Origin of the sequence: Mesorhizobium sp. BE184 (assembly GCF_031457045.1) — a bacterium.
Classification (GTDB): Bacteria; Pseudomonadota; Alphaproteobacteria; order Rhizobiales; family Rhizobiaceae; genus Mesorhizobium.
Map to the genome: position 1 here is coordinate 175,552 of NZ_JAVDVU010000002.1, position 14,178 is coordinate 189,729.

Sequence of the window (14,178 nt, forward strand, 5' to 3'; positions counted from 1 at the left end):
TGCCGAGACAGCCCGGGACGGGCTGGTCCATCCCGAGAATTTTTCGAGGGAGGGCGCGCTTATACGTCGTGCCGACGTGCGGTTTGCTGTGCAAATGATCCTGTCGCGATGGCGATCTATCATCTTCACGTCAAGGTCATTGGCCGCAAGGCTGGGTGCAGTGCTGTGGCGTCGGCTGCCTACCGCTCGGCCTCGCGATTGCGCGACGAGCGGATCGAACGCAGCCATGATTTTTCGGCCAAGCGCGGTGTCGTCCATTCCGAGGTGATGCTGCCGGAGGATGCGCCGGAGGCCTGGCGCGACCGCGAACGGCTGTGGAACGATGTCGAGGCGTTCGAGGTCCGCAAGGATGCCCAGCTTGCCCGCGAGGTCGAGTTTGCGCTCCCGCGTGAACTCAGCCAGGCGCAAGGCATCGAACTGGCGCGCGACTTCGTTCAAGTCGAGTTTGTCAGCAAGGGCATGATCGCCGATCTCAACGTCCACTGGGACAGGGCCGAGGATGGCAGTCCCAAGCCGCACGCTCATGTCATGCTGACCATGCGGCCCGTGGACGAGAACGGTTTTGGTGCCAAGGTTCGAGACTGGAATGCTACCCAGCTGGTCGAGCGCTGGCGCGAGCGATGGGCGGAGCTGACCAATGAACGCCTGGCCGAACTCGATATCGACGCCCGCATCGATCATCGCAGCCTGGAAGCGCAGGGCATCGCCCTGGAGCCGCAAACCCAGATTGGTGCACCGGCGCAACGCATCGAAGGCAGCGGCGTTGCCGCTGGCGATAGTGAAGCTGATCGCGCCGAACTGCATCGCGAGATCGCGCGCAACAATGGCGCGCGCATCATTGCCGATCCTCACCTGGCGCTCGATGCCATCACGCATCAACAATCGACCTTCACCCGAAAAGACATCGCGAAGTTCTCGCATCGCCACAGCGATGGAATGGAGCAGTTCAACGCGGTCGTGGCCGCCATCACCAACGCACCCGATCTGGTCGAACTCGGCAAGGATCGGCGCGGCGAAGACCGTTTTGCCACCAAGCAGATGATCGAGACCGAACAGCGCCTTCACCGCGCGGCGGAACGCCTGGCCGGACAGGAGGACCATGCAGTAAGTGACGCACATCGCGATGGCGCTCTGGCTAATGCCAAGCAGGTCGGTCTTGTCCTGTCAGGTGAGCAGACCGATGCGCTGGTGCATATCACCGATGGTCGCGGTCTTGGTGTCGTTGTCGGCTTTGCCGGGACGGGAAAGAGCGCCATGCTGGGCGTTGCGCGACAGGCATGGGCAGCGGCCGGCTACGAGGTTCGAGGCGCCGCACTCTCCGGCATTGCCGCCGAGAATCTGGAGGGCGGATCAGGCATCCCCTCACGCACCATCGCCAGTATGGAGCATGGTTGGGGACAGGGCCGCGATCTGCTTACAGCGCGCGATATCCTGGTGATCGATGAGGCCGGCATGGTCGGCACGCGCCAGCTGGAGCGCGTGCTCTCCCATGCGGCGGACGTCGGCGCGAAAGTCGTTCTCGTCGGCGATCCGCAGCAGTTGCAGGCAATCGAAGCCGGTGCTGCATTCCGCTCGATTCACGAGCGACACGGCGGCGTCGAAATCGGTCAGGTGCGCGGCAGCGCCAGGACTGGCAGCGCGATGCGACGCGCGATCTGGCAACCGGCGGGGTCGGCGCCGCGATCAGCGCCTACGACGCTCAGGGCATGGTGCATCAGGCTGCGACGCGCGACGAGGCGCGCAGTGATCTCGTCGAGCGCTGGGATCGAGACAGGCAGGCGCATCCAGAGGCAAGCCGGATCATCCTCACCCACACAAACGACGAGGTGACCGTCCTGAACCAGGCAGCGCGCGAGCGCATGCGCGCTGCTGGCGATCTCGGCGACGAGGTTCACGTGGATGTCGAACGCGGTGCAAGGGCCTTCGCCAGCGGTGACCGGGTCATGTTCCTGCGCAACGAGCGCGGGCTTGGCGTCAAGAACGGCACGATCGGCATCGTGGAAGAAGTCACCACACAGAGCATGACGGTTCGCACCGATGACGACAGGTCGGTGCGGTTCGACCTGAAAGACTACGCGCACATCGACCACGGCTATGCCGCGACCATTCACAAGGCGCAGGGCATGACCGTCGACCGGACCCATGTGCTCGCCACGCCGGGCATGAATGCACATGGCAGCTACGTCGCACTGTCGCGGCATCGCGACGGGATGGACCTGCATTACGGCGGCGATGACTTCGCCACACGAGACCGGCTCGTCCGCACGCTGTCGCGTGATCGCGCCAAGGACATGGCATCGGATTACGAGCAGGTCGACCCGGCGCAACACTATGCCGAACGGCGCGGCATCACGTTCCGCGAGCGTCTGGTCGAGATTGTGCGCCGGGTCGTTCCGGAGAAGCTGCGCGACAGGATTGGCGGATTGCTGGACGGGTTGCGCTCGCCCGCAGACGGCGAGCCCAGCCACCAAGGTGGGCGCGGGCCGGGAAGGGAAGAAGTTGGGGTGCGGATCGGAGATCCAGGCCCGACGCCGGAAGGAGATCCTCCTGCCAGGGCAATGCCGCGCGACACAGATCTGCGGGGGAACCCCGAAACAGAAATGCGCCGAGCCCGCACCCAGTCGCTTGTGCGTCACGCGCGCGCACTCGACGCGATCCTCAGCACTGGAAACTCGCATGGCCAGGGCAGTCCGGAGCAGATGCAGGAACTGAAGGATGCCCGTAGCGCGTTTGAGAAGGTGCGGCCGCATGGCTGGCGCGATGCCGAAGCGGCCTATGTTAAAAATCCCGACCTTGTGCGCGAGGCGGCCGCCGGCCGCGTCAGCCGCATCGTGCTTGCTCTCCAGCTTGAAACGGAAATCCGCACCGGGATGGACATTGATCCCAGCCGCCGCGCCGACCGCTTCGTGGAACGTTGGCAAAAGCTCGACCGGACGGGACGGGAGCAATACCATGTCGGCGACATGTCCGGCTACAAGTCAACGCGCTCGGCCATGTCCGATATGGCCAAGAGCCTCGAACGCGATCCTCAACTTGAATCCCTGCTTGCTAATCATAAGAAGGCGCTCGGCATTCGGATCGAATCCGGCCGTCGTCTCGGGGCGGAACTCGCCTTTAACCATGGCATCGGGCTCGGCCGAGGCAAAGGCATCGGAATCTGACCATCCGATTTGCCTCCGTTTCCACGCCACATCGCGGTGGGGCGGGGATGCGTCTTGCCTGACCGATGCAGCCTGTTTCGTGTGAACCATCAGATATCAGAGGCACTCAGGAGGAGACAGGCGCGCCATGCCCGAACCCGATCGCATCATCCGCAGCAGAACTGTCCTTGCCCGGACCGGCCTGTCCCGCTCAACCATGTACCGCAAGATCGCCGAAGGCACGTTCCCGGCTCAGATCAAAATCAGCATCAACGGTGCGGGCTGGCGCGAATCCGATGTCAATCGGTGGGTGGAGGATCCGGTATCTTGGAGGCAGAGGCGAGAGGGTGATTAAACCCGATAAATCCGGTTGCGAGAGCTGGTGAAATAATAGCATCTATATCATCTTCATGCTTTTTCAGTGGATAGTGGAACCGAAGCACCGGTATGATTTTAGATTGGGTAATTTTGAGGGTATCGATCAATACCCTCACTGACGATTTCTAATTAAATTCAAATACATAGCTTACACTTCGATTCCGCCTCTGGCACCATTTTCATCCAATGAAATCAAAAGATTGAAGTATGGGTTTTTAGCCCTCAAGCGCGGAAGATCGTGATGGGTTTCATATGGGTAAAATACTGGCAGTTCTGAGCAAAAGCCGACGAAGCCTTCGCGGGCGAATGCCCGCTTGGCGCCTTCAAATCGGTCATTGCCGGCGATCTTGTAGCCGCCAAAAGCCGAAATCCTATCGCAACGGCTGCCGCACCGAGGAAGGTACAGACACTGAGGGACGAGACCAGTTCGGAAAGCCGAAAGAGATCGGTACCATCTGGCCCCGCAAGGGCAATAATGGGGGCGGATTGCTCGCCTTCGACATCATGCCGATTGAGCTGACCCAGCGCCAAAGCATGATCTTCATCCTGCCCGTCGGCGACAGCCAGACCGAGCTGCCGTACTAATGATCCTCATAACTTCAAAGCGGGACCGCGCGTGACGATCCCGTTTTTGCTGCTTCTGCCGTTTCGGCATGGCTGATACGCTCGTACTAAATGGTGGGCGCTCTTATGGAGGAACACGATCCTCGCGCGATTCTTGCGACATTCGCCGAAGCACTTGCAGACCTTCTGCAGGATGCCGATCTCGTGCGCGCGGGACCGGAAGAAATCTCCATCACCACCGAACTTGCGATGAAGATGGACCGGTATCGGCAAACCCACGATGTGCCTTTTCGCAACTCGACTCAGAGCAAAGCGACTTAGCGCGCCGGGATTGACCCACCCCTATGATTGAAGCCTTGCAATTGCACCAATTAAAGCCGGCTTCTGGTTCGTCAGTTCCTGATGGGCGCGAGAGCCCTGGCAGGCACGGCCTTAACGCCTTGCGCCTTCGCGAGCTCATCTTCTATGCTTGCCCCACGGATCTCTGAATTGGCTGACGGAAGGAACGCGGCTTGTCCCAGGAAGAAGACGGCGGATATATCCGGGCGGCCGAGAGAACCTTGCAAATCCTGTCCTGCATGAACCGGAGGCCCAACTCGACCATTCTGGACCTTTATCGCGATACGGGCCTGCCCAAGCCGACACTCGTGCGTTTCCTCAAGACCATGGCGCGCGCCGGGTATGTCATCAACGACGAGCGCCATTCGGGATATCAACTGACGTCGCTCGTCAGTTCGCTATCGAGCGGATATCACGGCGATCCGCTCTTTATCGAAGCCGGTCGTCCGTGGGCGGTTCAGCTCACACGTCAACTGCACTGGCCGGTATCGATCGCGGTCCTCGACGCCAACTCCATGGTCGTGCGCCTCTCGACTGTACCTGACAGTCCCATGTCCCCCTTCCATTCCACGATCAACATGCATCTCAACCTGTTCACGAAAGCGCTCGGACGCGCCTACCTCGCTTTTTGCAACGACGAGGAAATCGAATCTTTTGCCAAGATCGCGGCGCGCAGCGAGGACCCGATGGCGTCGAAGATCGCCGCCGACAAGGACTATTTGAAGATGCTGGTCAAATCCATTCGCCGCGCCGGTTACGCCTTGCGCGACACTCGCGCCGAGCCGCGGAATTCAAACACGCTCGCGGTGCCGATTTTTCTTGACGGCAGGGTACGGGCCACTCTCGGCATGACGTTTTTTCGCTCTGCCATCAAGTCTCACGAACTGTTTCGCGATTATGCGGTCAAGCTGAAGCAGGTGAGCGCACAGATCACTGCCGATACCGAAAGGCTGCGGGGCACCGATGCCGGCTCCGAACAACTGCGCGCCATTGTCTGATCCTTATAAACAATAAGGACGTCGAACGGCCGTCGACCCGACCCTTCCAAGGAAACCGAAGGTTCGACGGTTGTAGGCAAAGGACTGGATCCGCTGGCCGAAGCCGCAAGGTAGTCTTCCAACACCGCCAAGGAGCGACGGGCGCGGATTTTCGCAATTCGACTGCCCCGCCTTGGGCAGATGCCGCTGCATTCCGGATTTCGCTTGTCGGAACGGTCCGCCATCGCCTTTGAATGCACCGCAAAGATGTTTGAGCTTAAGGGCTGGAGTAAACATTCATGAAGTTTGACACCATCCACCCCAAAGGCGAGCCCGTACGGATCCCGCGCGTTTCCGACAGCGAGGCGATCGCACTGGCCGATGCTTATGAAGCGGCGGTCCTTGGCCCCACGCCCCACACCATGCGCGCCCTGATTTCATCAGGTTCCGCAGAACTGACAAAAGCGCGCGATGCAGTCGCCGCAGCTGAAGGCGCCGCACCCCGCAACGCGCTCGACGGCGCGGACTGGTCCGCTCGGATGGAGCGGGCCGTAGGCGCTTCGTGATGAAGGCGATCGCGATAACCCGCCCGGGCGGCCCGGAAGTCCTCGAAATCGTGGATAGGGAAAAGCCGGTTCCAGCGGACGGCGAAATCCTTGTCCGCGTGGAGGCCATCGGCCTGAACAGGCCCGACGTCCAGCAACGCCGGGGCCTCTATCCTCCACCACCAAATGCCAGCGATCTGCCCGGGCTCGATATCGCCGGGGCAGTCGAGGCTATCGGCGCCGGCGTTGACGAAGCGCTGCTCGGCATGAAGGTCTGCGCTCTTGCGAACGGCGGCGGCTACGCGGAATTCTGCTGTGTGCCCGCCGTGCAGGCCATGCCCATCCCCAAAGGGCTGAGCATGGTTGAGGCCGCCTCATTACCGGAAGTCTTCTTCACCGCCTGGAACAATGTCGTCTGGCTCGGTCGCCTTAGCCATCGCGAGCACCTGCTGGTTCAGGGCGGCACCAGCGGCGTCGGCATCGCCGCGCTGCAGATCGCGCGTCATCTCTTCCAGGCGGAAACCTATGCCACTGCCGGAACCGAGGAAAAGCGCGCGGTCTGCCTGGAACTTGGCGCGAAGGCAGCCGTCGACTACCACGATGCTGACTGGCCGGACCAGATCCGTGCTGCGGCGGGCGGGAAGGGCATGGATATGGTGCTCGACGGTCAGGCCGGGCCCTACACGCAACAGCAACTCGACCTGCTCGACTTCGACGGACGTCTGGTGCTGTTGGCCAGCCATCTTGGCGAGGTGTCGGAAGTCAACACGCGCGCCCTGGTACGACGGCGGCTGACCCTGACGGGATCGACATTGCGCCCGCGCCCGGCAGAGTACAAAGGCCGCATAGCGTGCGAACTCGTCAGCCGGGTCTGGCCCCTGATCGAGACCGGCACGATCGCCACACGCATCCACGAAGTCTTCGACTTCGACCATATGTCCGCTGCCCACGCCATGCTCGACCGAAATGAGCAGATCGGTAAAATCGTTGTAACCGTGAGATGCTGACCGTCGACCATGCGCTCTATCTTCAGGCCCATGCCATCCGCATCGCACCCGATTTGAGATTGGCCGGCTATCGTCGTCGCAAGTCGGCCGAACGACGGGCTTCTTCCATATCCTTCAGGATGTCCGGCAGACGGTTCGCCGCCTGTTCCTGCAGCGTGTGATAAATCGAGTGGCCATGCGCATCGATGGCGACCGTCACCGGGCCGAAACCGTCGAGGCGGAACCGCGAAAGGCGGAATTGCTCGATGAGATCGTTCCAGCCGGTCTCGATACGTTCAGCGACTCCATTGCTGAGCAAAGGCGAAGCTCCGCCGGGCATGGAGAAATAGACGCAGCCCGCGTCTTTCATTGCCTCCACGCAAGCGTTGTCCATACCACCCTTGCCGCCTATCGAGGTCAGCTGCAGCTCACGAATGATGCGCGGCATGAACGCATCGAACCGAGTCGAGGTCGTGGGGTTCACATAATTTGGCAACCAACGGCCGGCTTCCTCGCGGCAAGAACTGCCAAGATGGAACATCGCGCCGCCAGCGAGCGGGAACGGCATCTGCCGTTTGCCGTCGAGCGCTTCGAGCAGGCGTTGGTGCGCCGGGAGTCCTGCCGTCGCGGCGACCTCACCGTCGAGCAGGACGGTTTCGCCTACCATGAGGCTCTTCGCCTCGACGCGTGAAAGCGGCAGCGTGAGACGGCGGATATTATCTGCGGCGCTATTCAACTCGCGTTACCGTCCCGTCGTCGGCAATCCGCAGGGTGGTGCGCCGGTTGATCCAGCAATTGAAGCAGACGGCGACCGGCACGAACCCGTGCCCATGTGCATAATCGACGTGGACGGCGAGCGCGGTGGTATCGCCCCCCGTGCCCATCGGTCCGAAGCCGGTCCTGTTGACGGCAGCCAGGAGGCGCGTTTCCATGTCACGGACCATCGGGTCGTCGTGAACGCTGCCGATCCTGCGCAACGTCGCGCGCTTGGCCATCTTGGCCGCGTGGTCGAAAGAACCGCCGATGCCCATGCCGATCACCACCGGCGGACAATGCTGCGAGCCGGCCTCCAGTACGCATTGCATGAAGTATTCCTCGATCTCGGCGATCTTCGGGTAGCTGAACACCTTCAGGTCGGCCCAGCGCCCGGAACCAAGCGCCTTGGGCGAGCAGGTGATTTCGATGTAGTCCGCACCGTCGAGGATATCGAAGGACAGGATAGGCATGTCCCTGCCCTCGTAGCTGCGCTCAAGCGTAAGGGGATGGGTGATGAACTTCAGGATCGGTGGCTGGATAGTCGCGACGAGGTCGGCGAACCCGTCGACGAAAGCACGACGGATGTCGCCATCCAGCGTCAGCCGCGTTCCGACTTTGACGAAATATGTCGGGAACCCGGCATCGGAGCAGGCGTGGCGATCTTCGCGCTCCGCCGCCAACGCCGCCGCCCGCATGAAATCGAGCGTCTTTTGCGAGGCGGGATTTGTCTCGCGCGTTCTGGCCTCGGCGAGCGCGGCCAGAGTATCGTCCGGAACCTTCTTCAGCGACCAGCCATAAAGGTCGCGCGCCGCCTTGCGGACGATGTCATAGGTTATCGGCAAGCCAACCTCCCGGACCGGAACAGTCCCGCATATTCTCTCGGCTTACCCGTGAACATGAGGCCGCGCGCCCGTTTCGACGACCGGAACATCGCACCGACTTCGCTGTTGACCGGCAGGTATCTCATGCCAACGGCAGGTAGAGCGGACTGCGCTCTATCTCTTCGCCGGGAACAAGCAGATGTTCCGTCAATGCCTCGCGCGCGAACACCACGCCATGACCCGGAGTATCGGATGGCGTAATCCTCCCCTTCACGATATCGGGCGCTTGGCGGGTCGCGCCGAAGTCGAAGAGATTCAGACCGAAAATATTCTCCACATGCATGGCGTTGGGAAGGGCGGCCGCCAGATGAACGGAAATCTCCATGGCCCCGTGCGGGGAGATCGGGATCCCTATGGCGGCGCCAAGCGCCGCAATCTTGAGGAACTCGGTGATCCCTCCGACTTTCCACACGTCCGGCTGGAGGATGTCAGCGGCGCCTTCGCGACAGTAGTTCCAGAACTCAAAGCGGTTGCAAAGCTGCTCGCCAACGGCGATCGGGACGCCCGTCGCCGCGCGCAGCTTCGCATGCGGGTCGATCGTATCGGACAGCAGAGGCTCTTCGACAAAAAGTGGCCCGACGTCCGAGAGTATGCGGATGCGCTGGAGCGCCTCGGGTAACGACCACTTCTGATTGGCGTCCAGCATAAGGATGCCCTCGTCGCCAATAACGTCGCGTACCGCCCTGCATCGTTCGAGATCGTCGTAAGGTCCAGGTCGGCCGACCTTGATTTTGAATGCCTTGTAGCCGTCGGCCAGTTGGTGGCGGACCTGCGTCACCAATTCGGCCGTCGACAGACCCAGGTTTATGGCGCTGGCATAGACATCGACGCTTTGTCTGGCGCCACCGAGCATTCGATAAAGCGGCTCGCCAGCCGCCTTTGCCTTCAGGTCCCACACAGCGATGTCGATGGCGGAAAGCGCAAGCGTGGTGATCCCGCCCGGCCCAGCGGCATGGCATTCCATCCATAGCTGTTGCCAGATCCGTTCGTTATTGCGGGGATCCGAGCCAACCAGCATGGGAGCGAGGTAACCGATGATCAGGGCGTGGGCCGCCGCGGCGCCGACGCCCGCCGTCGTGGACCAGCCCACTCCCGTCTCGCTGCCGTCGGTCTGGAGTTCCACAACAACCAGTTCCCGATGCGTCATCTTCACTCTGCTGGAAGCAAAATGCGTCTTGAGAGGCATGCGATAGGCGTGGCAAATGACACGGGTTATCTTCATGTTTAAATCTCATATCCCCAATCTCGTCCGGTGCGGCAGCCAATGTGCCTGCAGCGCGACATCGTCGTTCAGTGTCTCTCCCGAGATTTCGCTTGCCGAAACGGCCCGAGACTAGCTCTCATCGATCCAAATGACTGATCTATCATCGCGGAAATTTATCAAACGTCCTCTCCAAAAAAGAATGCCTATTTCCTTATGCAGAATTTGAAGCTCAACGCCGACATGGCCGCCGGATTGCTGTTCGCCGGGTTTGGCGCATGGTTTGCCGCCTCGGCTTTTTCAGGACTCGCGCTTGGAACGACATTCCGCATGGGACCAGGCTTCTTCCCCGCCGCCGTGGGCCTTTTGCTCCTCGTTTTCGGTGTCGTCATAGCGATCAAGGGCTGGCGAGTGCAGAACGAGACCGTCAGCCTGGAAAATGTGCCGTGGAGAGCCCTGATCCTTTTTCCGCTGGGGCTCCTGCTTTTTGGTCTGGCCATGCGGCCGCTGGGTCTGGTGATTGCGCTGCTCGGGCTGTGCCTGTGTGCATCGATGGCGGTGAAGGGTATGACCCCAATCCGCTCCGTCGCTCTGTCGGCAGCGGTCACGGCCGTCTGCGTTGGCATTTTCAGCTTTGGGCTCGACATCGGCCTCCCATTGCTGGGCGACTGGCTGCGCTAGGAGACACATTTTGGATTTCCTCTCTAATCTCGCACTCGGGTTTCACGTCGCATTGGCGGTGAACAACATCTTTTTCTGCTTCGTGGGCGTGCTGGCGGGCACGCTGGTCGGCGTTCTGCCGGGCGTAGGCCCGCTCGCAACCATCGCAATTTTGCTGCCCGTAACCTTCTCGATGGAGCCGGCCTCGGCGCTCATCATGCTGGCCGGCATTTATTACGGCGCCCAGTACGGAGGATCCACGACCGCGATCCTTCTCAACCTCCCCGGCGAAGCTTCGTCCGCGATCACCACGCTGGACGGGTATCAGATGGCGCGAAACGGAAGGGCGGGGCCAGCCCTGGCGGCCGCGGCCCTGTCGTCTTTCTTCGCTGGAACCATCGCAACGGTGATCGTCGCGCTCTTTGCCGCGCCTTTGAGCAAGGTGGCGATGGCCTTCCGGCCGCCTTCCTATTTCTCGATGATGGTGTTGGGGCTTATCGCCTCCGTCGTCCTCGCCCGTGGGTCGGTGCTCAAAGCGATCGCTATGGTCTTGCTGGGCCTTCTCATGGGCACTATCGGCACCGACATCTATTCGGGCACGGCCCGGCTCAATATGGGCATGCTTGAACTTGCCGACGGCGTCGATTTCGTCGGGCTTGCCATCGGTCTGTTCGGTATCGCCGAAATTCTGAAAAACCTTGAAGGACATCAGACCCGCGAGGTCCTGACCAAGAAGGTGACCGGGCTCATGCCTTCGCTGAGCGATCTGAAGCGCATCATTGCCCCAACGATCCGTGGCACCTTGATCGGCTCCGCCCTCGGCATCCTTCCCGGTGGCGGCGCCATGCTGTCTTCCTTCGCAGCCTACATCGTCGAGAAGAAGGTCTCGAAGAACCGCGACGAGATCGGCCACGGCGCCATCGAAGGCGTGGCCGCGCCCGAAAGTGCCAACAATGCCGGCTCGCAGACGGCCTTCATTCCCATGTTGACGCTAGGCCTGCCTTCCAACGCGGTCATGGCGCTCATGATCGGCGCGATGATCCTCCAAGGCATCCAGCCCGGCCCGGAAATCATCGTCAAACAGCCCGATCTGTTCTGGGGGCTCATCGTGTCGATGTGGATCGGCAACCTGATGCTGGTGCTTCTCAATCTGCCGCTCGTGGGTCTGTGGGTCCGGTTCCTGACCGTCCCCTATCCCGTATTGGTGGTCGCCGTCATGGCCTTCAGCGCTGTCGGCATCTATTCGGCCTCGGGGACCCTGTTTTCCATGGGCGAACTGGGGTTCTTCGCCCTTCTCGGCTACGTGTTCATGAAGCTTGGCTGCGAGCCTGCGCCGTTGACGCTTGGCTTCATCCTCGGCCCGATGCTCGAAGAGCAGCTCAGGCGCAGTATGTTGATGTCGCGCGGCGATCCGACCGTTTTCCTCACCGAGCCTATCAGTCTCGGCTTCCTTGTCGCGGCGGTCCTGGCGCTGCTCATAATCTGCGCGCCGGCCATCGCAAGACGCCGCGAAGAAGTCTTTGTCGAGGACTGAGACCATGTCCGATGTTCATTCGATGCGACCCTTCGACGGGATCAGGGTGCTTGATATCACGCATGTGCTGGCGGCCCCGTTCGCGACCTATCAGCTCGCCGTCTTCGGCGCGGACGTCATCCGTATTGAAAACCCCCACGATCCCGATCAGACCCGCACCGACGGCGTCGATCCTGCCCTGTCGAAGGATCGGATAGGGACGCACTTCATCATACAGAACGGCGGCAAGCGCTCACTGACACTCGACCTGAAGAGCGAGGCGGGACGCGACGTTCTGCGCCGCCTGGTGCCGACGGCGGATGTGCTGGTGGAGAATTTCCGGCCCGGCGCGATGAAGGCATTGGGTCTCGGATATTCGGATCTGCGCGTTTTGAACCCGCGCTTGATCTATGCCTCGATATCCGCCTTCGGACAGGAAGGTCCTCGCGGCGGACAAACCGGCTACGATCAAGTCATCCAGGCCGTGTCCGGGATGATGATGGTCAATGGCACGGCTGAAACCGTACCGATGAAGGTGGGAACTCCGGCAATCGACTATTCCACCGGCGCCATGGGGGCCTTCGCCATTGCCGCCGCGCTGCTGCAACGCGAGCGGACCGGCAAAGGCCAATATATAGACCTGTCGATGCTCGACACAGCCCTCATGCTGCTTGGCGCGCACCTGACCAACCACAGCCGTTCAGGCCGCGAGCCGAAGGCCGGCGGCAACCGACATGAATTCGCGACCGTTGGCCTCTACGACACCGCGGACGGCAAGCTACAGCTCGCAGCCATCAATCTGCGGCAGCAGCGCCGGCTATGGGAGTTGCTGGGACATCCTGAACTCGTCAAGTCCGACAACGAGCAGCGGCGCGCGGACGCGCAGCGCGAGCGCGAGGTGCTGCAGCCTATCCTTCTCGGCAAAACCGCGCAGCAGTGGGAGGAATGGTTCCAGGCAAACCACATACCCGCCGCGCGTATCTGGACCCTGCCCGAGACACTCGCCCACCCGCAACTGCAAAGCCGCGACATTCTGCATCGTTTCGACAACGAGCCGGGAATTGCCGGCTCGATAACCGTGCCGAAAGCCGCGTTCAAACTCGCGCATGGCGGCGCCCGCATGGACCGCCCGCCGCCGCGCATGGGCGAGCACTCCGAGCATCTGCTTGATGAACTCGGTTACACCGCAAAAGAAATCGCCGCGCTTCGCAAGGCCGGCACGATCTGAAAAACGACGGGAGGAAATTCATGAAAGTCGCATCGCTTGTAACGTCCATTTGCCTGAGCCTCGCTCTCCTTTCCAGCGCCAGCGCGCAGGATGCGAAATATCCCAAGGACATCGTCCACATCGTCGTCGGCTCATCCCCGGGCGGCACCGCCGATACGGTCTCGCGGCTCATCGCCGACCAGTTGGGGAAGACATTCGGCCAGACCTTCGTCGTCGACAACATGCCAGGCGCAGGTGGTGCGCTAGCCGCGACGACTGTCAAGGCCGCCGCGCCCGATGGCTATACGATCGGTTTCGTCTTCTCTTCCTTCTCGATCCTTCCCTCGCTGAACCCCAAGGTCAATTACAACCCCGTCACCGACTTCGCTCCCATCGCCAAGGTATCGTCGGCGCCGAACGTCCTGCTCGTGAACCCGTCATTCGGGGTCAAGACGCTTGCCGAGTGGATCGAGAAGGTAAAAGCCAACCCCGGAAAGTTCGATTATGGCAGCGGCGGTATCGGCTACAGCCAGCATCTATCCATGGAAATGCTTCTGCAGGCCATCAAGGGAGAATCCGTCCACATCCCGTTCACCGGAAGCGGCAATCTGCTCGCCGCCCTGATCTCCGATCAGGTGCCATTCGCCTTCGATACGCTGACGACCGCCGTGCCCCATATCAACGCTGGCGAACTGATCCCGCTCGCCGTAACCAGCGCACAGCGCTCCGAGGTGCTGCCTCAAGTTCCCGCCGTGGCCGAACAGGTCCCCGGCTACGAGTTAACGGCCTGGAACGGATTCGTCGCGCCGAAGGGAACGCCCCCGGAGATCGTCAAGGCGCTCAATGAAGCCATCCTCGCTTATCTTGCGACAGATAAGGCGAAGGAATTTTTCGCCAAGGTCGGAACCAAGATAGACCCCAGCACGCCCGACAAATTCGGCGCCGTCATCGGTGATGATTACGAAAAATTCGGCAAAGTGATCTCGGAAGCAGGCATCAAGGCACAATGACTCGGTTGACCGGGAGGCTTT

Annotated in this window: 13 protein-coding genes and 1 pseudogene; 11 read left to right on the forward strand and 3 right to left on the reverse strand. The window is 61.3% G+C overall.

The genetic code is table 11. The annotated features are described in order from the left end of the window. Window positions 1-108: 108 nt before the first annotated feature. From traA to J2X35_RS09060, 7 genes and pseudogenes are all read left to right on the forward strand, one after another. A pseudogene (traA, locus tag J2X35_RS09030) lies at window positions 109-3,161 on the forward strand (Ti-type conjugative transfer relaxase TraA). Between the two features lie 127 nt (window positions 3,162-3,288). Next, window positions 3,289-3,495: an AlpA family phage regulatory protein gene (locus J2X35_RS09035; protein ID WP_310184486.1), complete on the forward strand. Its 207-nt coding sequence runs from the start codon at window positions 3,289-3,291 to the stop codon at window positions 3,493-3,495. Window positions 3,496-3,770: 275 nt separating this feature from the next. Further along, window positions 3,771-4,103 (forward strand): hypothetical protein, encoded by a 333-nt coding sequence (locus J2X35_RS09040; protein WP_310184487.1) that lies wholly within the window; start codon window positions 3,771-3,773, stop codon window positions 4,101-4,103. A 105-nt stretch (window positions 4,104-4,208) separates the two neighbouring features. Next, on the forward strand, window positions 4,209-4,403 hold the full coding sequence (locus J2X35_RS09045; protein ID WP_310184490.1) for a hypothetical protein: 195 nt from the start codon (window positions 4,209-4,211) through the stop codon (window positions 4,401-4,403). Between the two features lie 191 nt (window positions 4,404-4,594). After that, the gene (locus J2X35_RS09050; protein WP_310184491.1) at window positions 4,595-5,419 is read left to right on the forward strand and encodes a helix-turn-helix domain-containing protein; all 825 of its coding nucleotides are present in this window, start codon (window positions 4,595-4,597) and stop codon (window positions 5,417-5,419) included. Window positions 5,420-5,697: 278 nt separating this feature from the next. Next, complete coding sequence (locus tag J2X35_RS09055) at window positions 5,698-5,964, forward strand: hypothetical protein (RefSeq protein WP_310184493.1); 267 nt, start codon at window positions 5,698-5,700, stop codon at window positions 5,962-5,964. Next, entirely contained in the window at window positions 5,964-6,950 is a 987-nt protein-coding gene (locus tag J2X35_RS09060; RefSeq protein ID WP_056114937.1) for an NAD(P)H-quinone oxidoreductase, read from the forward strand. Before J2X35_RS09055 ends, J2X35_RS09060 begins: the two co-directional genes overlap by 1 nt. Window positions 6,951-7,017: 67 nt before the next feature. Here the strand turns inward: J2X35_RS09060 and J2X35_RS09065 are convergent, their stop codons facing one another. The 3 genes from J2X35_RS09065 to J2X35_RS09075 all read right to left on the reverse strand — a co-directional run bounded on the left by J2X35_RS09065 (window position 7,018) and on the right by J2X35_RS09075 (window position 9,788). Beyond that, the gene (locus J2X35_RS09065; protein WP_310186079.1) at window positions 7,018-7,596 is read right to left on the reverse strand and encodes a fumarate hydratase C-terminal domain-containing protein; all 579 of its coding nucleotides are present in this window, start codon (window positions 7,594-7,596) and stop codon (window positions 7,018-7,020) included. Between the two features lie 61 nt (window positions 7,597-7,657). After that, entirely contained in the window at window positions 7,658-8,527 is an 870-nt protein-coding gene (locus J2X35_RS09070) for a fumarate hydratase (protein WP_310184495.1), read from the reverse strand. A 121-nt stretch (window positions 8,528-8,648) separates the two neighbouring features. Further along, a complete protein-coding gene (locus tag J2X35_RS09075) occupies window positions 8,649-9,788 on the reverse strand; it encodes a mandelate racemase/muconate lactonizing enzyme family protein (RefSeq protein ID WP_310184496.1) in 1,140 nt (379 codons plus the stop codon). A 204-nt stretch (window positions 9,789-9,992) separates the two neighbouring features. Here J2X35_RS09075 and J2X35_RS09080 point away from each other — a divergent pair, with 204 nt between their 5' ends. The 4 genes from J2X35_RS09080 to J2X35_RS09095 are packed head-to-tail and all read left to right on the forward strand — an operon-like array spanning window position 9,993 to window position 14,157. Beyond that, on the forward strand, window positions 9,993-10,448 hold the full coding sequence (locus J2X35_RS09080; RefSeq protein ID WP_162246437.1) for a tripartite tricarboxylate transporter TctB family protein: 456 nt from the start codon (window positions 9,993-9,995) through the stop codon (window positions 10,446-10,448). Between the two features lie 10 nt (window positions 10,449-10,458). Next, on the forward strand, window positions 10,459-11,961 hold the full coding sequence (locus tag J2X35_RS09085) for a tripartite tricarboxylate transporter permease (protein ID WP_310184498.1): 1,503 nt from the start codon (window positions 10,459-10,461) through the stop codon (window positions 11,959-11,961). 4 nt (window positions 11,962-11,965) lie between these two features. Then, complete coding sequence (locus tag J2X35_RS09090; protein WP_310184499.1) at window positions 11,966-13,168, forward strand: CaiB/BaiF CoA-transferase family protein; 1,203 nt, start codon at window positions 11,966-11,968, stop codon at window positions 13,166-13,168. Window positions 13,169-13,188: 20 nt separating this feature from the next. Next, a complete protein-coding gene (locus tag J2X35_RS09095) occupies window positions 13,189-14,157 on the forward strand; it encodes a tripartite tricarboxylate transporter substrate binding protein (RefSeq protein ID WP_056114916.1) in 969 nt (322 codons plus the stop codon). Window positions 14,158-14,178 lie beyond the last annotated feature (21 nt).

Bases quoted from the DNA above. Each gene is read 5' to 3' on its own strand.
- J2X35_RS09035 (WP_310184486.1), top strand. From the start codon at position 3,289: ATGCCCGAACCCGATCGCATCATCCGCAGCAGAACTGTCCTTGCCCGG.
- J2X35_RS09040 (WP_310184487.1), top strand. From the start codon at position 3,771: ATGGGTAAAATACTGGCAGTTCTGAGCAAAAGCCGACGAAGCCTTCGC.
- J2X35_RS09045 (WP_310184490.1), top strand. From the start codon at position 4,209: ATGGAGGAACACGATCCTCGCGCGATTCTTGCGACATTCGCCGAAGCA.
- J2X35_RS09055 (WP_310184493.1), top strand. From the start codon at position 5,698: ATGAAGTTTGACACCATCCACCCCAAAGGCGAGCCCGTACGGATCCCG.
- J2X35_RS09060 (WP_056114937.1), top strand. From the start codon at position 5,964: ATGAAGGCGATCGCGATAACCCGCCCGGGCGGCCCGGAAGTCCTCGAA.
- J2X35_RS09065 (WP_310186079.1), bottom strand. From the start codon at position 7,596: ATGGTAGGCGAAACCGTCCTGCTCGACGGTGAGGTCGCCGCGACGGCA.
- J2X35_RS09075 (WP_310184496.1), bottom strand. From the start codon at position 9,788: ATGAAGATAACCCGTGTCATTTGCCACGCCTATCGCATGCCTCTCAAG.
- J2X35_RS09090 (WP_310184499.1), top strand. From the start codon at position 11,966: ATGTCCGATGTTCATTCGATGCGACCCTTCGACGGGATCAGGGTGCTT.
- J2X35_RS09095 (WP_056114916.1), top strand. From the start codon at position 13,189: ATGAAAGTCGCATCGCTTGTAACGTCCATTTGCCTGAGCCTCGCTCTC.